Source organism: Sphingomonas rhamnosi, assembly GCF_036663615.1.
In the GTDB taxonomy this organism is placed as follows: domain Bacteria; phylum Pseudomonadota; class Alphaproteobacteria; order Sphingomonadales; family Sphingomonadaceae; genus Sphingomonas.
This window is the reverse complement of the sequence record NZ_JAXOJJ010000008.1, coordinates 1-25,286: the sequence shown is the minus strand read 5'-3', so window position 1 is coordinate 25,286 and position 25,286 is coordinate 1. Positions and strand designations below refer to the sequence as shown.

Here is a 25,286-nt window from a genome sequence, read left to right as displayed (position 1 = left end):
TTTCAGTGAAGCACCTTCTCCGGCCGCGGTATCTCCTCCAGAACGGTGGCCGCATCGACCTCCATCAGCGGTTTGATGTGGCCGTCGCGAATGTCGTAGACCCAGCCGTGCAGCGCCAGGTCCTGCCCCTTGGCGAACGCGGCCTGCACCGTCTTGGTGCGTGCCAGCCGGACGATTTGGTCGCGGACGTTGACCTCGACCAGGCGGTTGACCTTCGCCTCCTCGGACTCCTGCGCGTCGATCTCGTCCTGGTGAGCGCGCAGCACGTCGCGCGCGGTTGCGAGCCATTCGTGGACCGGTCCGTCGGTCCCCCCGTCCAGCGTCCCGCGAATGCCGCCGCAGCCATGATGGCCGCAGACGATGACGTGCTTCACGCCCAGCACGTCGACCGCATATTGCAGCACCGACATCAGGTTCAGGTCGTCGTCGTTGACCAGATTGGCGATGTTGCGGTGGATGAACATCCCGCCCGGCTGCGTCATCGTCATCTGTTCGGGGCTGACGCGGCTGTCCGAACAGCCGATCCACAGGAATTCGGGCTTCTGCCCGGCGGCTTGGCGCGCGAAGAACGCGGGGTTTTCGTCGGTCAGTTCGGCCGCCCAGGCCTTGTTGGCGAGCAACAGCTGTTTGTAGCGTCTCATGCGTAACTCACCTCGGTGGAGGGGGCGTTGATCAACTGCGCGCGCTTGCCGGCGATGTCGCCGCGTACGCTGACCGTGATCCCGCGATAGGCGGCGCCCTTGATGAAGGCGTTGATGATGTCGACGTTGTCGAGGTCGACATAGCTGGTCGACGACAGGTCGATCAGCACGGTCGCATTATCGGGCACGCGGTCGAGCGATTTCTGCAGTTCGTATTTGTGCATGAAATACAGGTTGCGGCGCGCGCGGACCAGGCAGTCGGTGCCGTCGGAGGCGAAGGTGATCGCGGTGCGGAAGTTGCGCGCGATGACGAACACGAAGCCCACGACGATGCCGATCACGATGCCCTCGAGCAGGTCGGTGAACAGGATCGCGCCCACCGTGACGACGAACGGGATGAACTGCGTCCACCCTTGCTTGTAGCGTTCGATGAACAGCTTGGGCTTGGTCAGCTTGTACCCCGTCGCGATCAGCACTGCGGCCAGCGCCGACAGCGGGATCAGGTTGAGTACCGACGGGATCAGCGCAACGCTGACCAGCAGCCAGAAGCCGTGGAGCATCGTCGACAGCTTGCTTTCCGCCTTCGCATCGACGTTCGCGGACGACCGCACGATCACCGAGGTGACGGGCAGGCCGCCGATCATGCCGGAGACGATGTTGCCGCCGCCCTGCGCCATCAGCTCCCAGTTCTTGTCGGTGCGGCGGCGGCGTGGGTCGATCTCGTCGACCGCCTTGACGCTCAGCAGCGATTCGAGGCTGGCGACGATCGCGAGCGTGATCGCGGTGGTCCACACCACCGGCAGGCCGATCCCGCTGAAGTCGGGCCGCGTGAACAGCGACGGGAATTCCGACAGGCTCTGCGTGATCGGCACCTGGACGAGGTGGGTCGCCTGCAGCTGCCATGCGGGGATGACGAGCCCGAGAAGCGCGTTGCCGAGGACGCCGATCAGCACGACGACGAGCGGGCCGGGCACGAAGCGCAGCGGACCGGTCTTAGGCCGCGCGCCTTCCCACCAGAACAGGAACGCCAGGCTGATCCCGGCGATGAGGACCGCCCCAGGGGTCAGGCTGCCGGTCAAGCTGTCCCACACCCGGGTGAAGGTGTTAACGCCGTCTCCGGTCGAGAATTCGAATATCCCCTCGGATTCGGAGTCGTAGCCGACTGCATGGGGGATCTGTTTGAGGATCAGGATCAGGCCGATCGCGGCGAGCATGCCGGTGATCACCGACGACGGCACGAATTCGCTGAGCACGCCCGCGCGGGTCAGCGAGAAGCCGATCTGCAGCACGCCGCCTAGGACGACGGCGAGCAGGAAAATCTGGTAGCTGGGCATGCTTTCGATCGCGGCGAGCACGATCACGGTCAGCCCGGCAGCGGGCCCGCTGACCGAAAGCGGCGACTTCGACAGCGCGCCGATGACGATGCCGCCGACGATCCCCGAGATGAGACCGGCAAAAAGGGGCGCACCGGACGCCAGCGCGACCCCGAGGCACAGGGGCAGCGCGACGAGCGCGACCACGATCGACGCGGGAAGATCCGCGCGCCAGTTGTTGAAATTCGGAATAAGTGTCGGCACCAGGGTTCCTGTCACTAAGGTGTCGGCTTGGTTGCGGCGCTTGGGCACGCAGCCTAGAATGCCCGAACCGGGCACAGTGCGTCTTGGCACATGACAAAATGTTCATGTTCGTTAATCGACGAGCCGTGGCGTACGTACGACCAGATGCTGCAGTGCGGCAGTTTCGGTGCGCGTGGTTGCGTTGTGCGCGAGGAAGCCTATTTCGAACCACTTATGGCGCGCACCACAACACGATCGTCCGATTGGGGCTTCCCGCGCTGGCGCGGCTATGGCTCCGCCAACGAGGCGGTCACCGTCCGGCTGTGCGATCGGCACGGCTGCAACGAGCCCGGCAACTGCCCGGCGCCGAAATCGCCCAACAGCCCGGATCGCTGGTATTTCTGCTCGACGCATGCCGGCGAATACAATCGCGGCTGGAATTATTTCGAGGGTCTGAGCGCCGAGGAAGCCGCCGAGCGCGAGGCCGCCGAAACGCGAACCGCCGACGAATATACCAGCTCGCGGCACAATGCCTGGGCGGGCTCGGGCGACGGCAGCCGCTCGCGCGACGAAATGCGCGCGCTCGAAGTCCTGGACCTCGAGGTCGACGCGACGTTCGAGGATGTCCGCGCGGCGTGGCGGCGGATGGCGAAGGCGAATCACCCCGATGTCCGCCCCGGCGACAAGGACGCCGCGGCGCGCTTCCAGGGCGTCCAGGCCGCGTACGAAGTGCTACGCGCCGCCGAGGATGCGCGGACGTGGAAGCCTGTATGATCCGTCTGGTCCGGGCGAACTGGGCCGATGCCGTGCTGGTCTGCGGCAAATGCTCGAAGAAGCTCGACGGCGGTTTCGGCAAGGGTGGGCGCACGCCGCTGGCCAAGGCGTTGCGCAAAGAACTGGGACTGAAGAAGGGGCGCAAGGCAACGCTCGGCGTCGTCGAGACCAAATGCCTGGGGGTTTGCCCCAAGAACGCCGTGGTGGTGATGGACGCGGCGCAGCCCGACCGGTGGCTCGTCGTTCCTGCGCGAACAGACCTGTCCGCCGTCGAGACGATGCTGTTCAGGTCGTCCGCTCCGTCAGACTGACAGGGCTGACAAGGTCCGCGCCAAAATTCCAGATCGACGTATGTGCAGAACGGCGTGTTTGGCTTGAAAACGGCCCGCACCGCTGATAGGGCCCCCAGTTCATGCGGCGCGGACCTGTTCGCGACGGCAATCTCTATTTGGACCGGAGCTAAACGGGTTTATGCAGATCATCGTACGCGACAACAACGTCGACCAGGCCCTTCGCGCACTCAAGAAGAAGCTGCAGCGCGAGGGCGTGTATCGCGAAATGAAGCTGCGCCGGCATTACGAGAAGCCGTCGGAAAAGCGCGCACGTGAGCGTGCCGCAGCGGTTCGCCGTTCGCGCAAGCTCGACCGCAAGCGCGCCGAGCGCGACGGCGCACGGTAAGGGAACCGGCGGGTCGCATGCGCCCGCCGACCTTTTTGCCGGTGTCTGACACCGGCCGGACTGCCGCGTTTGCGGCGCCACGATATCGAGGCTTCCCATGTCGACCGTGACCGCCGTTCCGCTGCTGCCCGTCAAGCGCAGCTACCTCATCTATTTGTGGATCGGCATCGCGCTGCTGGTCGTGTCGGCGTTCGCGCTGGCGCGGCAGGGCGATGATCCGCTCGCGCGCAATGCTCGCGCCAAGGGTGTGATCACGACGCCGTCGGGTCTGCAGTACAAGGTGCTCGAAAAGGGCACCGGTACCGCCAAGCCGACCGATGCCGATGTCGCGCTGGTCGAATATGAGGGCAAGCTGCTCAACGGCACCACCTTCGACAAGTCGCAGCAGCCGACGCCGATGCCGGTCGCTGGCGTCGTCCCGGGGTTCAGCGAAGCGCTGAAGCTGATGCCCAAGGGCTCAAAGTACCGCGTCTGGATCAAGCCGTCGCTTGGTTACGGCGACAAGGCCACGGGCCCAATCCCGGCCAACTCGGCGCTGGTGTTCGACGTCAAGCTGCTCGACTTCCTGCCCGAGAGCGTCGTGCGGCAGATGCAGGCGCAGCAGGGTGCGGCCGGAATGCCCGGCGGTGCCGGTGTACCGGGCGGTGCGGGCGCACCGGGTGCGATGCCGCCGGGAGCCGGCGGCCGCTGATACGGCGCTGCGACGGGTAAAGATCGAGGGCGGGACGAAAGTCTCCGCCCTTTTTCTTTGGGCCGCGACTGCCCGGCGGACCGAGTGACCCGTGCCGCCATCCCTAATCGTCAACCGTTACCGCCACCCCCAATCCGTCACCCCAGCGAAGGCTGGGGTCTCTCAAGGTGAGGTTCCGTGCTGGCCTCACGAGATCCCAGCCTTCGCTGGGATGACGGATTGGGAACGGCAGCCGTTATCCTGACGAACGTCAGGACCTCTGGTTACGGGTGTCGCGCCGCGTAACCCGGGGGGCCGCGACAAGCCCGGAACCCCGGAATGTGCCTTACAACCCGAACCGCAACGTCGCGCGGATGTCCCGCCCGGCGAGCGGCGCGAAATCCTTCAGGAAGCTGGCGTGGCGCCGCGCGACCACGTCGAAGATATTGTTCGCGCTGAGCAACAGGCTGGTCTTGCTGTCCTTGCCGAACGGGCTGAACCCGATCGTCGCGTTGACCATCGTGTAGCCGTTGGTCTCGGTCTCGAACGCCGTCACGCGGTTCTGGTCGAACACGTGCTCGACCTCGAGCCGCGCGTTGGCGCGGTCGCCCTGCGCCTCGATGCCGCCCAGTACCCGCATCGGGGGAATGCGCGGAACGGGGCCCTCGTCGACGATGTTGGCGCGGACATAGTCACCCAGCGCGTCGGCGTTGATCACATATCCGCCGACCTGCGCGAGGCGGAGCGAGGCGTTGGCCTCGAACCCGTAATAGCGCGCGTCCGCTTGTTGCGACTGGAAACAGGGCAGATCGACGACGCGGCCCGATGGCGCGGCGGCGGCGTCGCAAACCGACGCGTCGACTTGGTTTTCCGAAATATAGTTCGAGAACCACGTGTAATAGGCCGACGCGTCCAGGCTGAAGCCATCGCCATGCGCGTGCAACGTCCCCTCCAGACCCCAGCTCTTTTCGAGCCGAAAATCGGGGCTGCCCAACTCATAGGCCTGGGTGCCCGCATGGGCACCGTTGGCGAACAGTTCCTCGGCCGACGGCGCACGCTCGGTCCGCGAGACGTTGAGGCCCAGGCGGATGCCGTCGGTCACGCCGTACGACCCGCCGATCGATCCCGACACCGCGTCGAACTGCCGATCGCCGCGGAAGAACCGCAGATCGTCGCCCGGGGTCCGTGCCGCCAGATCGGTATGCTCATAGCGCAATCCGCCCTCCAGCCGGATCGGCCCGCTGGCATATTGCTGCAGCGTGAACAGGCCGGTCTGGTTGGTTTCGTTCCGGGGCAGGAAGGCCTCATCGCCGACGACGTTGAAGATCCGGTTGAAATACTGGACGCCCGATGCGCCCTGCCAACCGCCGCGATCGGCCTGGACGAGTTCGAGCCGTCCTTCGAGCCCCTTGTTGTAGAAGGCGGTGCCGACCGAATTGTCTTCTTCCAGCTCGAAATGGCGATAGCTCGCCTGGCCGGCGCGGAAGCGGATGCGGTCGAGGAAACCGCCGCCGGTCTGCACTTCCCCGCGGATGTCGAAGCGGTTCTGGACGACGTCGAGCCGCGGCGCCTCCTGCTCCTGGCCGACCGCGGTCGCGTAGCGGACGGGAACGCCGTACAGGCTGTCGTAATGGCTGTAGGACACGCCGAGATTGCCGGTATCGGTGATGATCGCGGCGCCGACGCCCGCGGTCCAGGTTTCGCTCGCCGAATTGAGCAGCGTGTTGCGCAGGCCGGCATTGGCGGCGAAGTCGATCGGTTCGTCGGTATCCTGCGGGAGCCCGACCTGGCTGAGCGCGGCGGCGCGCGCCGGGGCGGAGAGCAGATAGCCCTTGCCGGTGCGCAGATCGTCGGACTTCAGATACGAACCATCGGCATGGAGCACGAGGTGCTCGCCGACCGCGACGTCGCCTACCATGCCGCCCGATCGCTCGTTCGCCGCGGACCCGTAATTGGCGATGCCGTTCACGCGGTAGCCGTTGGCGGGCACGGTGCGCGGGATACGCGTGTCGATGACGTTGACGACGCCGCCGACCGCGGACGATCCGAACAGCAGCGCCGACGGTCCGCGCAGCACCTCGATCCGCTCGGCGAGCAGCGGGTCGATGATCACCGCGTGATCGACGCTGGTGTTCGACACGTCGATCGATCCGATCCCGTCGGTCAGCACGCGCACACGATCACCCTGGAAACCGCGCAGGATCGGCCGCGAGGCGTTGGGCCCGAACGAGGTTGCCGACACGCCCGGCTGGCGCGCGAGCGTCTCGCCGATCGTCGGGCGCAGTTCGCGGGTCAGTTCGGCGCCGGTCAGCACCGACGTGCCCTGCAGCACATCGGCCTCGCTGCGCGACACGGGCGCGGTGACGATGATGTCCTGCGGCGGGGCGGGGGCGGGATTGGCGGGCACGGACTGCGCCAGCCCCGGGGTCGCGACCAGAATCGCAAGCATGCTGGCACCGAGAATCATCTTCATACGCCGAACTCCTGAATGTCGCGGCGCTGCTAGCGCTTAATGATACAACGTATCAAGCATGAAATCTCCACGTCGGCGTTTTGTGCCGGATGCGCCGGTTGTGCGCGCTGGGCACGGGTGGCACGCGGCGGCGGCGATATTGGGGGGAACGGGTATGCGCGAGCCATCGGCCCGCGGGCTGATCGTGTCGGCACCGCGATCGGGCGGCGGCAAGACGGTCGTGACGATAGGGTTGCAGCGTGCGCTGATCCGCCGTGGGTTCCGCGTCGGTGGCGCCAAGACCGGGCCGGATTACATCGACCCGGCGTTTCATGCCGCCGCGACCGGACGCGCGTCACGGAACCTGGACGGGTTCGCGATGACGCCCGCAACGATTGCGGCGCTGGTCGTCGACCTCGCCGATGACGTCGACCTGATCGTCGCCGAAGGCGCGATGGGCTTGTACGACGGTCTCCCGCACGGTGCCGCGACCGGTGCGACCGCGGACATCGCCCGCTCGCTCGACTGGCCCGTCTTGCTGGTGCTCGACGCGGCGGCAGCAGCACAGACCGTGGCGGCGGTCGCGCACGGCTTGGCGCGCTTTCCGGGGGCGCCGGCCATCATGGGCGCGGTCATCAACCGGTGCGCCAGCCCGCGCCACCGGCGGATGATCGAGGCCGGGTTCGCGCGGATCGGGATGCCGTTGTTCGGCTTTCTGCCGACCGATCCGCGGATGACGCTGCCGTCGCGACATTTGGGCCTGGTGCAGGCTGGCGAGACGGCGGATCTGGAGACGCGTATCGAGGCGATGGCAGACTGCGTCGACGAGCATCTCGATCTGGAGTCGATCATTGCGGCGAGCGGCGGCGTAAAAGCAGTGGCGGCAGAGGTGCGCCTGGCAGGGACGAGGTTCCGCCCGCCGGGTCAGCGGATCGCCATCGCGCGCGATGCCGCCTTCGCGTTTCTGTATCCGCACCTGCTCGACGGCTGGCGACGCGCCGGCGCCGAGATCGCATGGTTTTCACCGCTGGCCGACGAGGCGCCAGCGGACGACGCCGATGCGTGCTGGCTTCCCGGCGGCTATCCCGAACTCCATGCCGGGACGCTGGCAGGCAACGCAGGGTTCCTGCGTGGACTGCGGGCGTTCGCGCGGACGCGACCGGTACACGGCGAATGCGGTGGCTATATGGTGCTCGGGCAGACGCTGCGCGATGCCGATGGCGTCGTCCACGCCATGGCCGGGCTGCTGCCAGTGGACACCAGCTTCGCCGACCGGCGGTTGACGCTCGGCTATCGCCGCGTGACGTGGCGCGAAGCGACCGCGTTCTCCGACGCTGGCGAGACGCGTCGCGGGCACGAATTCCATTATGCCACCATCACCGGCGGTGCGCCCGCCAATCTCGCGGAAATCACCGACGGCGAGGGCGCGGTCCTGCCCGTCGCGGGGCACCGCGAAGGACAGATAACGGGGTCGTTCTTTCACCTGATCGCCTGATCCGACCCCGGATTGACGCGGTGGCCGGCCCGCCGTAGCACGGGGATCGCGTCAGGTTCCCCAGCGATGGGGATGAAAAGGGAACGGGAAAACCCCGGCTGCCCCTGCAACTGTAAGCGGCGAGTCGCCATGCCACATGCCATTGGGATTTCGGTCCTGAGAAGGCGGCACGATCGACATTGACCCGCTAGCCAGGAGACCTGCCCGACGCGGTCGTCTTTCGTCCGGCCAGGGTGCGCCGAACGGACGGGGAAAACCCGCGTGACGACATCGCCGACCTGCGCTTCGCAGGGGTCGGAGGTGTGCGCCTCTTCCCCCTTCGTGGCTCGGGTCCCGAAGTCATGAAGGGGTTGATCGTGAAGACATTGTTACTCGCCGGATTATGCACCGGCCTGCTGGCGCCAATATCGGCGTTTGCCCAGGAAGCCTCCAGACCCGACGCCGCCGCCGACAGCGACGCCGGCATGATCGTCGTCACCGCGACACGTACACCGACCGCGCTCGATCGGGTCGCCGCGTCGGTCACCGTGCTCGACAAGGTGGCGATCGATCGCAATCAGGATCTGAGCGTCGCCGACCTGCTGCTCCGCACGCCCGGCGTCAGCCTGTCGCGCAACGGCGGGTACGGCACCAACACGAGCTTGCGCATTCGCGGCGCCGAGACCGACCAGACCGTCGTGGTGATCGACGGGGTCAAGCTCAACGACCCGTCGTCGGCGGGCGGCGGCTATAACTTCGCGAACCTGCTGGTGGGGGATGCGAGCCGGATCGAGGTGCTGCGTGGGCCGCAATCGATCCTGTGGGGCAGCCAGGCGATCGGCGGCGTCGTCAACATCGTCACGCCGCTGCCGACCCGCGATCTGGAAGGCAGCTTCGACGTCGAGGCGGGATCGCGCGAGACGGTCAGCGCCCGCGCCGGTCTCGGTGGCCGCACCGGACCGCTCGCCTGGCGGATCGGCGGGCAGACCTTCACCACCGATGGCGTCTCGGCGATCGCGCCGGCGTTCGGGGGCAAGGAGCATGACGGCTACACCAACCGCTCCGTCACGGGCCGCGCGGTGCTCGACATCGCGCAGGGGCTCACAGCGGACGTCCGCGGCTATTATTCCGACGGTCGTGCTGATCTCGATTCGACCAGCGGAGACACCGCCGACTATACGCTCAACCGCGAATTCGTCGGCTATGCCGGACTGAACCTCGACCTGTTCGACGCGCGCCTGCGCAACCGGGTGGCCTATGGCTACACCGACACCGACCGCGACAATTACGGGCCGGCGCGCGCGCGACAGAAGTCGTTCGATTCCGCCGGTCGCAACGAGCGGATCGAGTATCAGGGCAGCCTTGCGATCGCCAAGGGCTGGGATGCTACTTTCGGCGTCGAGAACGAACGCTCGCGCTTCCGCAGCGTGTCGCCGTCCGCCTCGCTGGCGGTACCGATCCCTGCGGCCTCGCGCGGCAAGGCCGAGATCACGGGGGTATATGGCCAGCTCAGCGGGACGATCGTCGACGGCCTGACGTTGACCGGCGGAATCCGCAACGACGACCACAGCCGGTTCGGGTCGAAGACGCTGGTGTCGGGCGGGGGCGTCTGGGTGCTGCCGACCGGCACCGTGCTCCGCGCCAACTACAGCGAGGGGTTCAAGGCGCCCACGCTGTACCAGCTCTTTTCCGAATACGGGAACCAGGCGCTGGCACCGGAGCGCGCGCATGGTTGGGAAGCGGGGGCCGAGCAACGGTTCCTGGACGGCGCCGTCGCGTTCGGCGGCACCTATTTCGAGCGGCGGACCGGCGACCAGATCGTATTTTCAGGCTGCCCGGCGCGGCCTACACAAGCGGCGAACCCGCTTTGCTTCCAGCCCGGCACGACGGTCGCGCGATCGGGCTACTACCAGAACATCGCGCGGGCGTTCGCGCGCGGTATCGAGGCGGTCGGGCGCGTGGCAATCGGCAGTCGCGTCAGCGCCGACGCCAATTACAGCTGGACGGTATCGGAGGATCGCTCGGCCGGCGCGACCTATGGCAACTGGCTGCCGCGCCGTCCGCGCCATAGCGCGAATGCATCGGCGACCTACACGCTGCCCGGGGGCGCGTCGCTCGGCGCGGCGGTGCGCTGGTCGGGAAGGACGTTCGACAACGCCGCGAACACCACCCGGCTGGACGCGTACACGCTGGTCGACCTGCGGGCGGAGCTGCCGCTGTCGTCCGAGGTTCGGCTGTTCGCGCGTGCGGAAAACCTCTTCGATGAGCAGTATCAGACGACGTATCGGTACGGCACGCTGGGCCGGAGCATCTACGCCGGCCTGCGGGGGCGGTTCTAATGGGGGGCAAGATCATGACGCGTGCATCGACCACATGGATTCTATTGCTGACGATCGCGAGCACGGCGACGACCCTCGTCTTCGCCTGCGCGACGCCGTTTCCCGCGCTGGCGGCACTGGCAGCGGTGCACATGCACCGGCGCGACGGCGTGATGCTGATGATCGCTTCGTGGGTCGCCAGCCAGGCAGTCGGGTTCTGTGTGCTCGGCTATCCGCGTGACGCGAGCACTCTAGCCTGGGGCGCGGCGATCGGGCTCGCCGCGATCGCCGGCGTACTGGCCGCCGGTGCAGCGGCTAGGGGGACGCCAGCGGTCCGGCTGGTCCTTGCCTATGTCGCAGCGTTCGCAGGCTTCAAGCTCGCGATCCTGGTGGCGTCGCTGGCGTTGGGCGGGGTCGGCACCGCGCTGTCGGTGGAGATCATGACCCGGCAATTCGTGCGCAACGGCGCGATCCTGATCGGGCTGCTCGCGCTGTATCATGCGCTGCGCGGGGCGGGCATACCCGCCCCTGCACGCCGGAGCGCGCTCGCGTGATGCTGGTTCCCGCCGCCGACGGGCCCGCGGTAGTCGCCTGCAACACCTGCCGCTTGTCCGACGATGCGCGTGAGGATACGGCCGGAGCACGCGGCGGCGCGCGCCTGGTTGCGGCGTTGCGCGCGGTACAGGCGGCCGACCCCGCCTATGCCGGCGTCGCGGTGCAGGAGATGCCGTGCCTGTTCGCCTGCCAGGACTTCTGCACCGTTCACCTGCGCGCGGCGGGCAAGGTGGGGTATGTGCTCGGCCGCTTCACGCCGGACGAAGACGCGGCGCGCGCGATCCTCGATTATGCGCGGCTCTATGCAGAGAGCGAGATGGGGCAGGTTCCCTTCAAGCAATGGCCGGCGGGGGTGAAGGGGCATTTCATCACTCGCACGCCCCCCGAAGGCTATGTCGTCGCATGACGATGTTCGACACGGTCGCCGCCTTCGACGCCGCGCTCGCGCGCTTGCCTGCCGCCGACAGCGACGCGCGCGCGGCCGCCGCGGCGCGGCAGGATCGGTTGACCAAGCCACGTGGGTCGCTCGGCCGCGTCGAGGAGATCGCGCTGTTCCTCGCGGGGTGGCAGCGTCGCGCGATCCCCCAGCTCGATCATGCGCGGGCGGCAATCTTTGCGGGCAATCACGGGGTGGTGGCACGCGGGGTCAGCGCGTTTCCCGCGTCGGTGACCGCACAGATGGTTGCGAACTTCGAAGCTGGGGGCGCGGCGATCAACGCGCTCGCACTCGTGGCGGGGCTGGAACTCGTCATCGTCCCGATCGCGCTCGACACGCCAACCGCCGACTTTACGCAAGGCCCGGCGATGTCCGAAGCCGAGTGCCTCGCCGCGCTGCAGGCCGGGGCTGCGGTGGTCGACGATCGCCTAGACCTGCTGGTGCTCGGCGAGATGGGTATCGGCAATTCGACCGCTGCGGCGGCATTGTGCGCGCGCAGCTTCGGCGGGGACGGCGCCGCGTGGGTCGGGCCGGGGACGGGCGTCGATCATCACGGGCTGATGCGGAAAGTCGCGACGGTGGACGCGGGTCTGGCATGCCACGCCGACGCGCCGCGCACCGCGTTCGAGACGCTGCGTCGGCTGGGCGGGCGCGAGATCGCGGCGATCGCCGGCGCGGCTGTCGCGGCGCGGATCGCGGGCGTGCCGGTGATCCTGGACGGGTTCATTTGCTGCTCCGCGGTGGCGCCGCTGGCTGCGCAAGCGCCCGATATCGTGCTGCACTGCCTCGCCGGGCATCGGTCCGCCGAGCCCGGTCATCGGCGGTTGCTCGACCAGCTCGGGCTCGAACCGTTGCTCTGCCTCGACATGCGGCTGGGCGAGGGGAGTGGCGCGGCACTGGCCGCGGGAATCGTCCGGGCGGCGGTCGCGACCCACGCCGAAATGGCGACCTTCGCCGAAGCCGGCGTGTCGGCCGCGTGAGCGCCGCCGTTCCGCTCTATCTGATGCGGCACGGCGAACCCGCGCTGACCGGGCGGATGCTCGGCCGGACCGACAGTCCCGCGACCGAGGCGGGGATCGCCGCGTGTATCGCGCAGGCGGAGGGCCTGGAGGTTAACGCCATCGTCGCGTCCGACCTGTCGCGCGCGCGCGCCTGTGCGTCGCCTATTGCGGATCGTTTGGGGCTGGAAGTGCACGTCGATGGGCGCTGGCGCGAACTCGATTTCGGGATTTGGGATGGATTGGCCGGAGCCGACATCGCACCCGAGCCGCTCGGCCGGTTCTGGGACGATCCCGACGCGAACCCACCGCCGGCGGGCGAGCGCTGGTCGGCGCTGACCACGCGCGTCGCCGCCGCCGTCGCCGACGTGACGCAGCCGACCTTGGTGGTCACGCACGGCGGCGCGATGCGCGCGGCGCTGGCCGGGCTATGCGGGTTCGGGCAGCGGGAGCTATGGGCGTTCGAGCTGCCCTACGCCTCTGTACTGGCGCTCAAGCTGTGGCCAGGACCGACCCCGTCGGCGCAGATCGCCGGGCTGTGGTAAAGCGGCTGGTCGTCGCGTTCGGGTTTCTGACCCGCCTGCCGATGCCGCGCGTCGCCGCCGACATGGACGATTTCGCCGCAGCGATCCGCTGCTATCCGGTCGTCGGGCTGGCGATCGGCGCGTTGGTCGCGCTGGCGGGGTGGGCAGGGGCGCAAGTCGATCCGTGGGTCGGTGCGCTGGCCGCACTCGTCGCGTGGATTGCGGTGACCGGGGCGCTGCATCTCGACGGCCTATCCGATCTCGCCGACGGCTGCGGTGCGGCGCATGGCGACCGGACGCGGCTGCTGGCGGTGATGGCCGACCCGCACGTCGGCAGCTTCGGCGTCGTCGCGATCGTTGTGCAACTGCTGGCAAAACTCGTGGTGCTGCATGTCGTAGTGACATGGTGGCCGGTCGCGCTGGTCCCGCTCGCCGCGCGGATTGGTCCGTTGGTCTGGGCACGGTGGCTGCCGCCTCTGCGCGAGGGACTCGGATCGGCCGTCGCAGGGGCGGTTCGTACGCGCGACGTGGCCGGGTGGGCGCTCGCGTTGGCAGGGGCCGCGGTGCTGGCGCCTGCGTTGGTCGTCGCGCCGCTGCTGATCGCCGGCTGGTGGTGGTGGCTCAGGGCCCGGCTCGGCGGCGTGTCGGGCGATTGCCACGGCGCCGGAATCGAGCTCGTCGAAACCGGGCTGCTGCTGGCGTTACTCGTCGCGGGCCGTCTCTGACAGCGCGAGCAGCGCGTCGATATCGACATGGCGTTCGAGCGTCTCGGCGATCGAATCGAGCGCCGCGTCGATCGACGCGCGATGATCCGGTCCCGATCCCTCGACGCCGATCCGCGCCAGCCACGCACCGCGCTGCGCCGCATCGGCGAGCAACCCGTGGACATAGCTGCCGGCCACCAGCCCGTCGGCACTCGTCGCGCCGTCGGTGCGCCCATCGTCGAACCGGCCGACCGGCCGCGCGGTGTCGGCGCCGGTGGTGCGCCCCATGTGCATCTCGTATCCATCGAAGCGTGCGCCGATCGCGCAGCCCGTGACGTGCACCAGCGTCTTGTCCGCGCTCAGCACGGTCTCGACGTCGAGCAGCCCGAGTCCCTCGACCGACTCCGCCGGCCCCTCGATCCCGCCGGGATCGGCGATCGTCCGGCCGAGCATCTGATACCCGCCGCATAATCCCAGCACCGGCCGCCCGCGGCGGTGATGCGCGCGGATGTCGATATCCCAGCCCTGCGCACGCACGAACGCCATGTCGGTGATTGTCGCCTTCGACCCCGCCAGCACGATCAGCGCCGCATCGGGGATCGGCGTCCCGGGCGGCACCATGACCAGATCGACTCCGGGTTCGAGCTTCAATGGATCGAGATCGTCGAAGTTCGAAATCCGCGGCGTGATCGGGCAGGCGATGACGGTGCGTCCGCCGCCAGCCTCGCCCCGGCGTTCGAGGATCACCGCATCCTCGCTCGGCAGGCGCGCCGCTTCGGCCAGCCACGGCACGACCCCATAGCCCCGCCACCCGGTGCGCTCCTCGATCGCGCGATACCCGTCGTCGAACAGCGCCGGATCGCCGCGGAACTTGTTGACCAGGAATCCGTGGATCATCGCCGCGTCGGCGGGGTCGATCACCGCACGCGTGCCGACCAGCGACGCGATCACGCCGCCGCGGTCGATGTCGCCGACCAGGATCACCGGCACCCCCGCGGCGCGCGCGAAGCCCATATTGGCGATGTCGCCGCTGCGCAGGTTGATTTCGGCCGGGCTTCCCGCGCCTTCGACGACGACAATGTCGGATTCCCGCCGCAGCCGCCGATAGCTGTCGAGGATGTCGACCAGCAGTCCCTCGCGCCCTTCGCGCCAGCGCGACGCCGCCAGCGTCCCGCGCACCCGCCCGCGCACGATCAATTGCGAGGTGCGGTCGCCCTGCGGTTTCAGGAGCACCGGGTTCATGTCGACATGCGGATCGACCCGCGCAGCGAACGCCTGCGTCGCTTGCGCGCGACCGATCTCGCCCCCGTCCGCGGTCACCGCGGCGTTGTTCGACATGTTCTGCGACTTGAACGGCCGCACGCGGAGCCCGCGATTGGCAAAAGCACGGCACAGCCCCGCGACAAGCACCGACTTGCCGACGTCCGACCCGGTGCCCTGCAGCATCACAGCACCCATGCGATCCCCCCGGCAATGATCCACAAGATCAGGCACGCCCGGCGGAACACCGCGAGCGCACGCATCACGTCATGCCCGGTGGCGGCGGTGCGGCCATCGCCCAGCCACGGCTTGATATGCGTCATGCCGTCATAGGCGACCGGTCCGGCCAGCCGTAGGTCGAGCGCCCCCGCCATCGCCGCCTCGGTCCAGCCGGCGTTGGGCGACGCATGCTTGCGTGCATCGCGCCACATGATCCGGAGCCCCTTCGCGCCGGCGAGGCAGACGATCAGGCCCGCGAGCCGCGCCGGAATCCAGTTGGCGACGTCGTCGGCCCGCGCGGACGCCCAGCCGAACGCACGCCAGCGCGGTTCGAGGTGGCCGATCAGGCTGTCGGCGGTGTTGATCGCCTTGTACGCCCAAAGTCCCGGCAGCCCGAGCAGCATCAGCCAGAACAGCGGCGCGGCGATGCCGTCGCAAAAGCTTTCGGCCAGGCTTTCGATCCCGGCGCGTGCGATCCCGGCTTCGTCGAGCCGTGCGGTGTCGCGCCCGACGATCTGGCTGACCGCACGGCGCGCGCCCGCCATGTCCCCGACCAGCAGCGCATCGGCGACCGGGCGGACATGCGCGTCGAGGCTGCGCTGCGCGAGACCCGGCGCCGCGAGCAGGCCGATGCCGATCCACGCCCAACGTCCCAGCAGCGCGACCATCCCGGCCTGCGCCAGCCACGCGACCCCGAAGGCTATCCCGGCGACGAGCACCAGCGTGACGATCCCCAGGATCCGGCGCCGTCGGTCGGACCCTGCGTTCCAGCGTTCGCACCATCCGATGATCCGCGCGAACCCGCCTACCGGATGCCCGACGCGCGCATAGAGTTTCGGCGGCCAGCCCAGCGTCGCATCGACTGCAAGCGCGAGGATCGCGATCGGGTCAGCCATGATCGAGCGCCTCCGCCAGCCGCACCCAGTCCGCCTCGGCGCCCGGAAGCCCGAAGCGGAGCCATCGCGGATCATAGTCGAACGGACGCGTCAGAATCCCGGCCGCGCCGAGCCGTTCGAACAGGCGGGGCGACGAGTCGTCGCACACCAGCCGGAACAGGGGGCAGGCCCCTTGAGGATCGAAGCCGTGCGCGCGAAGCAACGTATCGAGCCGGTCTGCCGCCGCCACGAGACGAAGGCGCATGGCGGCGATCCAGTCCGTGTCGCGGTAGGCCGCCGTGCCGATCGCGATCGCCGCGGCCGACACCGGCCAGTCGCCCAACCGCTCGCGGAACTGCGCGATCATCGCCGGCGGTCCGCAGACGAATCCGAGCCGAAGCCCGGCGAGCCCGAAAATCTTGCCGAACGATCGGAACACCAGCACGCGATCGTCGTCGGCAAGGCGGGGCAGGATCGACAGCCCGGGATCGACGTCCGCAAACGCCTCGTCGACCACCAGCCATCCGCCGCCTGCCGTCCGCGCTATCTGGATCAGGTGACCGGGAGGGATGACCCCGCCGTCGGGGTTGTTGGGGTTGGCGAGCAACGTGGTGCCACCGGGGCCGATGGCGTCGATCGCGATCGGGCCGGAATCAGCCAGCGCGGCAGCATGCGTTGGATAGCTCGGCGTGACATAGCGGCGGGGCTGCGGCAGGCCGATGTCGCGCAACAGGCGCAACCCGATTTCGGTGCCGGGCAGTGCCGCGATCGCGCCGGTCGCCATGCCGAACGCGCTGCGCGCCGCGGCTTCGAGTTCGGCGAGCGCGGTGCGATCGGGCAGGGGGCCCCAGGCGATCGGAACCCCGTTTGCGTCCCAGCCATGGGGATTGATCCCGGTCGACAGATCGACCCACGGCCGCGGCGCGTCCGGGAACCGCGCCGTCGCCAGATCGATCCGTCCGCCATGGGCCGTGAGCGGTTCGGGGGACCTCGACTTGTCGATCATTCGCCGCCATCGCCAATCGATCGCGACACGACAAGGGCAAACGCGCATGGACGGACCGGAGGATCGGAGCTGGCTGGTGCTGGGGGGCGCCCGATCGGGCAAGAGCCGCCACGCGCAGGCGGTCGCCGAGGCACGCGGCGACCGGTTGGTCTTCATCGCGACCGCGCAAGCCTTTGACGACGAAATGCGCGAGCGGATCGCACGACATCGGTCCGATCGCGATGCGCGATGGCGGACGGTCGAGGCGCCGCTCGCGCTTGCCGAAGCGATCCGTACCGCGGATGGCGAGGGGGTGGTGATTCTGGTCGACTGCCTGACCCTATGGGCGTCGAACCTTTTGCTCGGCGACCACGATATCGACGCGGCCGTCGACGCGCTCGTCTCGACGATTGCGGCGGCGCGAGGGACGATCGTGCTGGTGTCGAACGAGGTCGGCTACGGCATCATCCCCGACAACGCGCTGGCCCGCCGCTTCCGCGACGCGGCGGGGATCCTCAACCAGCGTGTCGCCGCCGCAGCCGACCGTGTCTATCTGGTCGCGGCCGGCTTACCGCTGAGGCTGAAATGATGCGCTGGACCACCCCCATCCCAGGCGCGACCCTGAACCAAGCGTACCGGGAGCGCCGGCGATGACCGAACACACCAACGGCGTGGCGTCCCGTCTCGGCCCGATCGCGCCGCTGGTCCTGTCGATGATCTCGCTGTGCGTCGGCACCTCCTTTGCCAAGACGCTGTTCGGGGTCGCCGGCCCGGCGGGGATGACCGCGCTTCGCATCGGCATCTCCGCGCTTCTGCTGATCGCGCTCCAGCGGCCGTGGCGCTGGCGGATCGACGCGCGCCAGGCGCGCGCGGTAATCGGCTACGGCGTCGTCCTGGCCTTCATGAACCTCAGCTTCTACGCCGCGCTCAGCCGGTTGCCGCTGGGAGTCGCGATCGCGATCGAGTTCCTCGGGCCGTTGGGCGTGGCGGTCGCCTATTCCCGCTCACGGCTCGACATGCTGTGGGTCGCGCTCGCGGCAGGCGGAATCGTCGCGCTGATGCTGCCCGGCGCCTCGGGTCACCCAATCGACCCCATCGGCGTCGGATTCGCGCTGCTCGCCGCGTTCGGATGGGCGGCGTATATCGTCGTCGGCAAGCACGCCACCGTGTTGGTGCCCGAACGGCAGATCGTCTGCCTGGGATTGTGCGCCGCAGCGCTGATCGCGGTGCCGGCAGGCATCGTCCAGGCGGGTGCGGCGCTACTCGACACGCGCGTGCTGCTCGCGGGCTGCGTCGTCGCAGTGTTCTCCAGCGCCTTGCCCTATTCCCTCGAAATGTTCGCGATCAAGCGGTTGCCGAAGCAGGTCTTCGGCATCGTCGTCAGCCTGGAACCCGCGATCGGCGCGGCGGCGGCGTTCGTGATCCTGGGCGAGCGCCTCGGCGGACTGCAATGGTTGGGCATGGCGGGCGTCGTCGCCGCGTCGATCGGCGCCACGCTGGCGCGGCCGCGTGCACCGCTGACGGACGTGATGCCGGTCTGACAATCTCTACCGCACTGCAGCAATAAATCTCACGACAGGACGCACACAGACGTAATGCCCGCAGTTTAAATGGGTTCATTGCTGACCTATTGTTGCAGCAAGGATACAATAGCTGGCCAAAGATTGCGCGGTTGTAACCGTGCAGCAATATTCCGTTGCGTCCTGGCGGGCGCCGGAGCACGTGATGCTCATCAGCACAGCTTACCGAAACGGGGGTTTCACATGAATTTTTCACGCCTTTTGGGCGCGACCGCGCTCGCCAGTTCGCTTTTCGCCGCAGCACCCGCCTTCGCCCAGGCCGATCCGGCCGCGCAGCTTCCCGACTCTGCCGCACCGAACGCTAAGCCGGCTAGCGCTGACGGGCAGGAAGAGGAGGGCGGCACGATCGTCATTACCGGTTCGCGCATCCGTCGTCCGAACCTCGAGTCCGCCGTCCCGATCACCTCGATAGCGGGTGACGTGATCTTCCAGCGCGGCAACAACAACGTTGGCGAGACGCTGAACGATCTGCCGCAGCTGCGCAGCACCTTCTCGCAGCAAAACCCAGGGCTCGGCATCGGTATTGCCGGCCTCAATCTGCTCGATCTGCGCGGGCTTGGCACGTCGCGCACGCTGGTGCTGGTCAACGGCCGCCGCCATGTACCCGCCGACATCCTGAACAACGCGGTGTCGCCCGACGTCAACAGCATCCCCAGCGACCTGATCGAACGCATCGACATCGTCACCGGGGCGCAATCGTCGGTCTACGGCTCGGACGCGGTCGCTGGCGTGGTCAACTTTGTCCTGCGTCGGGACTTTAATGGCGCTCAGATCCGCGGCCAGGCTGGCGTTGCCGGCGCGGGCTTCGGCGGGAACCAGTATGTTTCCGCGATGATCGGCAAGAGCTTCCTCGACGATCGCGCCAACATCACGCTGCACGGCGAATACTCGCACACCGAGCGCGTGTTCGCGTCGGACATCCCTGCGCTGCGCCGTCAGGATGGTCTGGGTGTCGTCGACGTCGACACCGCCGGTCTGGCTAACGGCAGCGACGGCTTTCCAGACCGCGTATTGATCCGCGACATCCGGAGCGCGAGCATCAACCGCTACGGTCTGGTGCCGATTACTCAATCCGGCAACGCGCCGCTCTGCGGCACCGGCATCGGATCGACCAACGGTGCTCCCGGCATCGGTTCGGGATCCTCGGTGGGTACACCTTACAACTGCACCTACGTCTTTACGCCGGAGGGGCGCCTGACGCCGCAGACGGGGACGCGCTATGGCCAGGGTATCATCGGCGGCATCACGGGGGGCAACGGGCAGACGGGCCGCGAGGATCAGTTGCTGTCAGTCATCCCCTATCAGCAGCGCCTGAACTTCAACCTGTTAGGGCACTTCACCGTCAGCAAGGCGTTCGAGCCGTTCATTGAAGCCAAGTGGAACCGCGTCGACACCTTGGGCTCGAACGCTGGTCCTTCGTTCATACAGGGTACGTTCGGCCAGCTCGATCTGCGTGAGCGTGTGCGCCTGGACAACCCGTTCCTGAACCCTGCCGACCGCACGACGATCGCGAATGCGATCCTGGCATCGGGCTGCAACACCAGTCTCAACGCAGCGTGCAACGTGACGGGCGTGGCGTCGAGCTTTAACCGCACGGCAAACTTTGGTGCCGGCACGCAGGGAACAGGCGGACCGCTCAATGACGCGGACCGCGCCGCGATCGCCGCCGGCACTTACCGGTTTGTCGACGCGCGCACGCTCGCCGATGCGGGCATCCGCGACGAAAAGTTCCGGCGTGACACCTACCGCATCGTCGGCGGCGTCCGCGGCGGTTTCAACGACGACTGGAACTACGAAGTCTCGGTCAACTATGGCAAATTTAAGGAAAACACGACGACGTTCGGCTATCTCGATCGTCAGAAGTTCCTGCTGTCGCTCGATGCGGGCCGTAACCCAACCACCGGCGCGATCCAGTGCCGAGCGCAGTTCGATCCGACAGCGGCGGTTCCTTATGCCGGCAGCAACGCTCGCCTCGCGAGCGACATCGCCGCCTGCGTTCCGTACAATCCGTTCGGCGGCTCGGATAACCGCGCCGCGGCCAATTACTTCACCTACAACGCGCGCCATCAGGCAAGCCTGTCGCAGCTCGACATCCAGGGCTTCGTCGCCGGCGACCTGAGTCAGTTGTTCTCGTTGCCCGGCGGGCCGATCGGCTTCTCGCTCGGCGGTGAATATCGTCGCGAGCGCGCGAGCTACATCAACGATCCGTTCGTCGAGAGCGGCGCCACCAACGCGGTGATCATCGGCCGGTTCGACCCACCCTCGTTCGTGGTCAAAGAAGCCTTTGGCGAAGTCAACATTCCGTTGCTGAAGGACATGCCGTTCTTCCACGAACTGACGCTGAGCGGCGCTGGTCGCGTGTCGGACTATAAGGGGGCCGTCGGCAGAATCTACACGTTCAACTATGGTGGGGAATGGGCACCGATCCGCGATATCCGCTTCCGCGCGAATTACGGTAAGTCGGTCCGCGCACCAAACGTGTCGGAAACCGGCTTTCCCGCGGTGGCGAACTTCGCACCCGGCTTCCTAGATCCCTGCGCATCGGGGCAGATCGCGAACAACCCCAATCGTCAGGCGAACTGCTTGGCCGATCTGGGAGCAACGCTGCTCGCCGGCTTGCCGAACACGGCCTACTCGCTGAACATCATCAGCGGCAGCAATCCGAACCTCGATGCAGAGACCTCGAACTCGTTGACGGTAGGCGGCGTGTTCACCCCGTCGTTCGTCCCGGGTTTCTCGGTCAGCGTCGACTATTACGACATCAAGGTGAAGGGCGTTATCGTTTCGCTGACGGCGCAAGCGATCGCCAATGGCTGTTATGACCAGCCATCGCTCGACAACCCGCTGTGCGCAGTGTTCACCCGTTTCCGCGGACCCGGTAACGGTCCTCTCGGTGAGTCCGCCGGCCAGATCCTAGGCAATTCACTGGTTTCTGCACCGGTTAATTTCGCCGCCCGGACGCGTCGCGGAATCGACGTCAATTTGAACTATCGCACTGAGATTTCCAGCAACGTCCGCTTCGACACCAGCGTGATCTACGTCCACGGTCTGAAGTCCAGCAACTTCGAGAATCCGTCTATCCCGTCGTTCGAGAACCGGTTGCTCGGCGAACTCGGCGATCCCATCGACGAGGTTCGCTTCGACAGCGATCTGTCCGTTGGCGACGTGTCGTTCGGCTATCGCATGCGCTACATCGGTCCGATGTATGTGAACACGTACGAGGACTTCAACGTGTTGCCATCGGCATGCAACGGCACGATCTGTCCGCCGAACAACGCCGACTATGCGGACGTGCAGAAGTACGAGCGCGTGTTCTACCATGACCTGCGTGCAACCTGGAACCTGCGCGACCTCGGCGGTTTCGGGAAGGACTTCCAGTTCTACCTGGGTGTCGACAACGTGCTGAACCGCAAGCCGCCGCTAGGCAGCACGGCGACGGGTGCGGGCAGCGCGATCTACGACATCCGCGGCCGCAACTTTTACTCTGGCTTCCGCGCGCGGTTCTAAACGATCCGCATGCAAGCTATCATCGGGGTCGGCGGTTTCCGCCGGCCCCTTTTTCTTGAGTAACGCATGACCGAAGACGCCGTCGCGGACGCCGACCATCTGCTGGGCCTAGGCCGCGCACGCGACGCGGTGGCACTCATCGAGCGGGCAGGGGCCGCGGGCGATTCCGCCGCACTGTTCCGCCATGCGATCTGGAAGCTGGCCGGTCAGCCGATCGCGCGTGATCTGCCCGGCGCGCGCGCCCTGCTGCGTCGCGCGACCGAGCTTGGTGATCTGGACGCCGCACTCATCGAGATCGCGTTGACCGGCAACGGCAGCGGTGCTCCCGCGGACTGGCCGCGCGCGCGCGCGCTGCTTGAACGGGCGGCGGAGCGTAGCGATGTCGCCGGCACGCAGCGCGATCTGCTGAGCGCCATGGCACTGACTGACGACGGCACACCGATCGATCCTCCCGTTGCGGAAAGGATCGGTACGCGGCCGGACGTCTGGCATGTACCCCAGCTCTTCACCCCCGATGAATGCCGGCACGTCGCGGAATGCGCTGTCGACATGCTCCAGCCCGCCGTAGTCGCCGACCCCAAAACCGGCCGCAACGTCGCGAACCCCGTGCGTACCTCGGATGGCGCGGTGATCGGCCCGACGCGCGAAACCTTGGTCGTGCAGGCGCTCAATCGCCGGATCGCGCATGTGACGGATACCGATTGGCGGCAGGGTGAGGCGCTATCGGTGCTGCGCTACCGTGTCGGACAGCAGTTCCGGGCGCACGTTGATGCGCTTCCGGCGACCACCAACCAGCGGATTCGCACCGTGCTCGTCTATCTGAACGACGGTTTCGGAGGCGGGGCGACCTATTTCGTCGGCAACGCCCTCCGGGTGACGCCGCGCACCGGCAGTGCGATCATCTTCGACAACGTCACTGCGGCCGGCGCCGTCGATCCGACCACGCAACATGCCGGCGAACCGGTGACCCACGGCACCAAATGGCTCGCCACCCGCTGGATTCGCGCGCGGGCGTTCGACGTGTGGACCGGACCCGAGAACGCCGCCTGAACGCCGTTTCCGACCAGGCACAACTGGATCAATCGCCATATGCCGAGCGACCGGGAATGATCGCACGGTCTGCTACATCAGCGACGGATTCAGGGCGATTCAAATGCGGCGACCAACGATAATCGGCGTGAAGACGCTGCCCTTCCTAGCGGCCGCGTTGTCGGCGCCGTCACCGGCATTCGCCGCATGCCAAGTCACCAAGATTCTCGATCTCCCCGTGGTGATGGCGGGACGCCGACCGATGGTGACCGCGCAGTTCGGGGGGCGCGACGCGCGGTTCATCGTCGACAGCGGGGCCTTCTTCAGCACGATCGCGCGCGCCAGCGCCGCTGAGTTCGGACTGAAGGTCGAATCGCTACCGGCGCAATTTCGGCTCCAGGGGATCAACGGCGACACCTCGGCCGGCTCGACGGTCGCGCAGAATTTCTCGCTCGGCGGCGTGTCGATCCCGAAAGTTTCGTTCATCGTCGGCGGCAGCGACACCGGGTCTGCAGGGTTGCTCGGCCAGAACATCCTCGGCGTCGCCGATGTCGAATATGATCTGCCGCACGGCATGGTCCGGCTGATGCGCACCACGGATTGTGCGAAGACCGGGCTTGCCTATTGGGCCGCGGGCAAGCCCGTGACCGCGATCAAGCTCGAACGCCCCGACTCCGATCGCTTCAAGCCGCATACGATCGCCACGGTGCTGCTCAACGGCAAGAGCATCCGCGCGGTGTTCGATACCGGCGCACCGTCGTCGCTGCTGACTCTCGAGGCGGCCAAGCGGCTCGGTGTGATGCCGGAAACCCCCGGGGTGGTGCCGGCGGGAACGGGCACCGGGATCGGCACGAAGCGCGTCCGGACCTGGTACGCACCATTCGAGAGCCTCCAGATCGGTGGCGAGGCGATCCCAAAACCGAAGATCACCATCGCGGACGTGAAGATCGGCACCAGCGATATGCTGATCGGCGCCGACTTCTTCCTGACCCACCGCATCTTCGTTTCCAATGCGACGCGGATGCTGTACATGACCTATGAGGGCGGCCCGCTGTTCGGGATCACGCCGAAGGGCGCAAGGACCACCGAAGGCGTCGCGATCGACCTGACCGACAAGAGCGGCGAACCGACCGACGCGGAAGGCTTCAGCCGGCGCGGCGCGGTGTTCGCGTCGAATCGGCGTCTGAACGAGGCGGTCGCCGACTTCGACCGGGCGATCGCGATGGCGCCGAACCAGGGTCGTTATTTCCACCAGCGCGCGATGGCGCGGCTCGCCAACCGCCAGATCCTGCCTGCGTTGGCGGATCTCGACCGCGCGATCGCGCTCGTACCCACCGACAGCGACTCGCACATCGCGCGTGCCCAGTTGCGGATCGGTGGCGGCGACGTCGACGGTGCCAAGGCCGATGTCGAGGCCGCGAACGCCGTGCTCGCGCCGTCGTCGAACGCGCGGATGACGCTCGGCGGCTTGTACGACCGGCTCGAGATGCCGGAGGCCGCGCTCGCGAATTATGATCTCTGGCTGCGCGACCATCCCGAGGATGCCAAGCGTCCGACCGCGCTCAACGGTCGTTGCTGGGCACGGGGGCAGCTCGGACGCGAACTCGACAGGGCGTTGTCGGATTGCAACGCGGCGGTGAAGGCGTCCCCGGGGAGCGCCGCCTATCTCGACAGCCGTGCGTTGGTCCACCTGCGCCGCAGCGAGCTGGATGCGGCGCTTGCCGATTACGACGCCGCGTTGAAGCTCAACCCGCGCAACGCCTGGTCGCTCTACGCGCGCGGCATCGCCGCCAAGCGGGCGGGAAGGGCGGCCGAGGCCACTGCAAACCAGACCGCGGCGCTGGCGATCAACAAACGGGTCGCTGACCGCGCGAAACGGATCGGTATCGAATAGCCCTCAGGGCGCCACCGGCCGTCAGCAGCGCAGTTCCGTCAAAAACTGTCATGTGTGTGTCAAAAAGTGTTTGACGGGTCGGGGAGGTGGTCTTAGAGGGGTGTCACCGCAGCGGTTGACCGGATGGTTCGCTTCTGCAGTCGCAAACAATCTGATG

At 67.4% G+C, this 25,286-nt stretch carries 22 protein-coding genes and 1 riboswitch; of the genes, 16 read left to right on the top strand and 6 right to left on the bottom strand.

Translation table 11 applies throughout. From position 1 onward, the window contains the following. Window positions 1-2 precede the first annotated feature (2 nt). Entirely contained in the window at window positions 3-641 is a 639-nt protein-coding gene (locus tag U1701_RS15590; protein WP_332783500.1) for a carbonic anhydrase, read from the bottom strand. Then, the gene (locus tag U1701_RS15585; protein WP_332783499.1) at window positions 638-2,218 is read right to left on the bottom strand and encodes a SulP family inorganic anion transporter; all 1,581 of its coding nucleotides are present in this window, start codon (window positions 2,216-2,218) and stop codon (window positions 638-640) included. Before U1701_RS15585 ends, U1701_RS15590 begins: the two co-directional genes overlap by 4 nt. A gap of 213 nt (window positions 2,219-2,431) precedes the next feature. Here U1701_RS15585 and U1701_RS15580 point away from each other — a divergent pair, with 213 nt between their 5' ends. The 4 genes from U1701_RS15580 (at window position 2,432) to U1701_RS15565 (ending at window position 4,340) form a co-directional block, all read left to right on the top strand. Next, the gene (locus U1701_RS15580) at window positions 2,432-2,971 is read left to right on the top strand and encodes a J domain-containing protein (protein WP_332783498.1); all 540 of its coding nucleotides are present in this window, start codon (window positions 2,432-2,434) and stop codon (window positions 2,969-2,971) included. Further along, window positions 2,968-3,282: a (2Fe-2S) ferredoxin domain-containing protein gene (locus U1701_RS15575; protein WP_332783497.1), complete on the top strand. Its 315-nt coding sequence runs from the start codon at window positions 2,968-2,970 to the stop codon at window positions 3,280-3,282. The genes U1701_RS15580 and U1701_RS15575 overlap by 4 nt, the downstream gene beginning before the upstream one ends. A gap of 160 nt (window positions 3,283-3,442) precedes the next feature. Continuing rightward, window positions 3,443-3,649 carry a 30S ribosomal protein S21 gene (rpsU, locus tag U1701_RS15570; protein ID WP_147082635.1) on the top strand — a complete coding sequence of 69 codons (207 nt, stop codon included), beginning with the start codon at window positions 3,443-3,445 and terminating at the stop codon, window positions 3,647-3,649. A 97-nt stretch (window positions 3,650-3,746) separates the two neighbouring features. After that, window positions 3,747-4,340, top strand: a complete 594-nt coding sequence (locus tag U1701_RS15565) for an FKBP-type peptidyl-prolyl cis-trans isomerase (RefSeq protein WP_332783496.1) — start codon at window positions 3,747-3,749, stop codon at window positions 4,338-4,340. Window positions 4,341-4,665: 325 nt separating this feature from the next. On the opposite strand, the gene U1701_RS15560 is transcribed toward U1701_RS15565, so the two are convergent. Then, complete coding sequence (locus tag U1701_RS15560; RefSeq protein WP_332783495.1) at window positions 4,666-6,792, bottom strand: TonB-dependent receptor; 2,127 nt, start codon at window positions 6,790-6,792, stop codon at window positions 4,666-4,668. A gap of 154 nt (window positions 6,793-6,946) precedes the next feature. Here U1701_RS15560 and U1701_RS15555 point away from each other — a divergent pair, with 154 nt between their 5' ends. From U1701_RS15555 to U1701_RS15525, 7 genes are all read left to right on the top strand, one after another. After that, window positions 6,947-8,266, top strand: a complete 1,320-nt coding sequence (locus U1701_RS15555; protein ID WP_332783494.1) for a cobyrinic acid a,c-diamide synthase CobB — start codon at window positions 6,947-6,949, stop codon at window positions 8,264-8,266. Window positions 8,267-8,302: 36 nt separating this feature from the next. Beyond that, window positions 8,303-8,488: riboswitch (cobalamin riboswitch) on the top strand. Window positions 8,489-8,607: 119 nt separating this feature from the next. After that, on the top strand, window positions 8,608-10,584 hold the full coding sequence (locus tag U1701_RS15550; protein ID WP_332783493.1) for a TonB-dependent receptor plug domain-containing protein: 1,977 nt from the start codon (window positions 8,608-8,610) through the stop codon (window positions 10,582-10,584). A 14-nt stretch (window positions 10,585-10,598) separates the two neighbouring features. Then, window positions 10,599-11,117: a hypothetical protein gene (locus U1701_RS15545; RefSeq protein ID WP_332783492.1), complete on the top strand. Its 519-nt coding sequence runs from the start codon at window positions 10,599-10,601 to the stop codon at window positions 11,115-11,117. After that, a complete protein-coding gene (locus tag U1701_RS15540) occupies window positions 11,117-11,524 on the top strand; it encodes a DUF1636 domain-containing protein (RefSeq protein WP_332783625.1) in 408 nt (135 codons plus the stop codon). The genes U1701_RS15545 and U1701_RS15540 overlap by 1 nt, the downstream gene beginning before the upstream one ends. Then, on the top strand, window positions 11,521-12,534 hold the full coding sequence (gene cobT, locus U1701_RS15535; RefSeq protein WP_332783491.1) for a nicotinate-nucleotide--dimethylbenzimidazole phosphoribosyltransferase: 1,014 nt from the start codon (window positions 11,521-11,523) through the stop codon (window positions 12,532-12,534). The genes U1701_RS15540 and cobT overlap by 4 nt, the downstream gene beginning before the upstream one ends. A 23-nt stretch (window positions 12,535-12,557) precedes the next feature. Further along, window positions 12,558-13,097 carry a histidine phosphatase family protein gene (locus U1701_RS15530; RefSeq protein ID WP_332783624.1) on the top strand — a complete coding sequence of 180 codons (540 nt, stop codon included), beginning with the start codon at window positions 12,558-12,560 and terminating at the stop codon, window positions 13,095-13,097. A 41-nt stretch (window positions 13,098-13,138) separates the two neighbouring features. Continuing rightward, on the top strand, window positions 13,139-13,801 hold the full coding sequence (locus U1701_RS15525) for an adenosylcobinamide-GDP ribazoletransferase (RefSeq protein WP_332783623.1): 663 nt from the start codon (window positions 13,139-13,141) through the stop codon (window positions 13,799-13,801). Here the strand turns inward: U1701_RS15525 and U1701_RS15520 are convergent. Genes U1701_RS15520 through U1701_RS15510 form a run of 3 tightly spaced genes read right to left on the bottom strand, consistent with a single transcriptional unit; the run spans window position 13,778 to window position 17,140 of the window. Further along, the gene (locus U1701_RS15520) at window positions 13,778-15,238 is read right to left on the bottom strand and encodes a cobyric acid synthase (RefSeq protein WP_332783490.1); all 1,461 of its coding nucleotides are present in this window, start codon (window positions 15,236-15,238) and stop codon (window positions 13,778-13,780) included. The two genes, U1701_RS15525 and U1701_RS15520, sit on opposite strands and share 24 nt — an antisense overlap. Further along, the gene (cbiB, locus tag U1701_RS15515) at window positions 15,226-16,155 is read right to left on the bottom strand and encodes an adenosylcobinamide-phosphate synthase CbiB (RefSeq protein WP_332783489.1); all 930 of its coding nucleotides are present in this window, start codon (window positions 16,153-16,155) and stop codon (window positions 15,226-15,228) included. The genes U1701_RS15520 and cbiB overlap by 13 nt, the downstream gene beginning before the upstream one ends. Beyond that, window positions 16,148-17,140, bottom strand: coding sequence for an aminotransferase class I/II-fold pyridoxal phosphate-dependent enzyme (locus tag U1701_RS15510; protein ID WP_332783488.1), 993 nt, complete (start codon window positions 17,138-17,140; stop codon window positions 16,148-16,150). The genes cbiB and U1701_RS15510 overlap by 8 nt, the downstream gene beginning before the upstream one ends. Before the next feature lie 46 nt (window positions 17,141-17,186). Between U1701_RS15510 and cobU the strand changes: the two genes are divergently transcribed. The 5 genes from cobU (at window position 17,187) to U1701_RS15485 (ending at window position 25,129) form a co-directional block, all read left to right on the top strand. Further along, window positions 17,187-17,708, top strand: coding sequence for a bifunctional adenosylcobinamide kinase/adenosylcobinamide-phosphate guanylyltransferase (gene cobU, locus U1701_RS15505; protein ID WP_332783487.1), 522 nt, complete (start codon window positions 17,187-17,189; stop codon window positions 17,706-17,708). A gap of 61 nt (window positions 17,709-17,769) precedes the next feature. Beyond that, on the top strand, window positions 17,770-18,660 hold the full coding sequence (locus tag U1701_RS15500; RefSeq protein WP_332783486.1) for an EamA family transporter: 891 nt from the start codon (window positions 17,770-17,772) through the stop codon (window positions 18,658-18,660). A gap of 78 nt (window positions 18,661-18,738) precedes the next feature. Continuing rightward, window positions 18,739-22,206: a TonB-dependent receptor domain-containing protein gene (locus U1701_RS15495; protein WP_332783485.1), complete on the top strand. Its 3,468-nt coding sequence runs from the start codon at window positions 18,739-18,741 to the stop codon at window positions 22,204-22,206. A 66-nt stretch (window positions 22,207-22,272) separates the two neighbouring features. Next, window positions 22,273-23,256 carry a 2OG-Fe(II) oxygenase gene (locus U1701_RS15490; RefSeq protein ID WP_332783484.1) on the top strand — a complete coding sequence of 328 codons (984 nt, stop codon included), beginning with the start codon at window positions 22,273-22,275 and terminating at the stop codon, window positions 23,254-23,256. 127 nt (window positions 23,257-23,383) lie between these two features. Beyond that, window positions 23,384-25,129 carry an aspartyl protease family protein gene (locus U1701_RS15485; protein WP_332783483.1) on the top strand — a complete coding sequence of 582 codons (1,746 nt, stop codon included), beginning with the start codon at window positions 23,384-23,386 and terminating at the stop codon, window positions 25,127-25,129. The last annotated feature ends 157 nt before the right edge of the window (window positions 25,130-25,286 follow it).

Bases quoted from the DNA above. Each gene is read 5' to 3' on its own strand.
- U1701_RS15590 (WP_332783500.1), bottom strand. From the start codon at position 641: ATGAGACGCTACAAACAGCTGTTGCTCGCCAACAAGGCCTGGGCGGCC.
- U1701_RS15580 (WP_332783498.1), top strand. From the start codon at position 2,432: ATGGCGCGCACCACAACACGATCGTCCGATTGGGGCTTCCCGCGCTGG.
- U1701_RS15575 (WP_332783497.1), top strand. From the start codon at position 2,968: ATGATCCGTCTGGTCCGGGCGAACTGGGCCGATGCCGTGCTGGTCTGC.
- rpsU (WP_147082635.1), top strand. From the start codon at position 3,443: ATGCAGATCATCGTACGCGACAACAACGTCGACCAGGCCCTTCGCGCA.
- U1701_RS15565 (WP_332783496.1), top strand. From the start codon at position 3,747: ATGTCGACCGTGACCGCCGTTCCGCTGCTGCCCGTCAAGCGCAGCTAC.
- U1701_RS15560 (WP_332783495.1), bottom strand. From the start codon at position 6,792: ATGAAGATGATTCTCGGTGCCAGCATGCTTGCGATTCTGGTCGCGACC.
- U1701_RS15555 (WP_332783494.1), top strand. From the start codon at position 6,947: ATGCGCGAGCCATCGGCCCGCGGGCTGATCGTGTCGGCACCGCGATCG.
- U1701_RS15550 (WP_332783493.1), top strand. From the start codon at position 8,608: ATGAAGGGGTTGATCGTGAAGACATTGTTACTCGCCGGATTATGCACC.
- U1701_RS15545 (WP_332783492.1), top strand. From the start codon at position 10,599: ATGACGCGTGCATCGACCACATGGATTCTATTGCTGACGATCGCGAGC.
- U1701_RS15540 (WP_332783625.1), top strand. From the start codon at position 11,117: ATGCTGGTTCCCGCCGCCGACGGGCCCGCGGTAGTCGCCTGCAACACC.
- cobT (WP_332783491.1), top strand. From the start codon at position 11,521: ATGACGATGTTCGACACGGTCGCCGCCTTCGACGCCGCGCTCGCGCGC.
- U1701_RS15530 (WP_332783624.1), top strand. From the start codon at position 12,558: ATGCGGCACGGCGAACCCGCGCTGACCGGGCGGATGCTCGGCCGGACC.
- U1701_RS15525 (WP_332783623.1), top strand. From the start codon at position 13,139: ATGCCGCGCGTCGCCGCCGACATGGACGATTTCGCCGCAGCGATCCGC.
- U1701_RS15520 (WP_332783490.1), bottom strand. From the start codon at position 15,238: ATGGGTGCTGTGATGCTGCAGGGCACCGGGTCGGACGTCGGCAAGTCG.
- cbiB (WP_332783489.1), bottom strand. From the start codon at position 16,155: ATGGCTGACCCGATCGCGATCCTCGCGCTTGCAGTCGATGCGACGCTG.
- U1701_RS15510 (WP_332783488.1), bottom strand. From the start codon at position 17,140: ATGATCGACAAGTCGAGGTCCCCCGAACCGCTCACGGCCCATGGCGGA.
- cobU (WP_332783487.1), top strand. From the start codon at position 17,187: ATGGACGGACCGGAGGATCGGAGCTGGCTGGTGCTGGGGGGCGCCCGA.
- U1701_RS15500 (WP_332783486.1), top strand. From the start codon at position 17,770: ATGACCGAACACACCAACGGCGTGGCGTCCCGTCTCGGCCCGATCGCG.
- U1701_RS15490 (WP_332783484.1), top strand. From the start codon at position 22,273: ATGACCGAAGACGCCGTCGCGGACGCCGACCATCTGCTGGGCCTAGGC.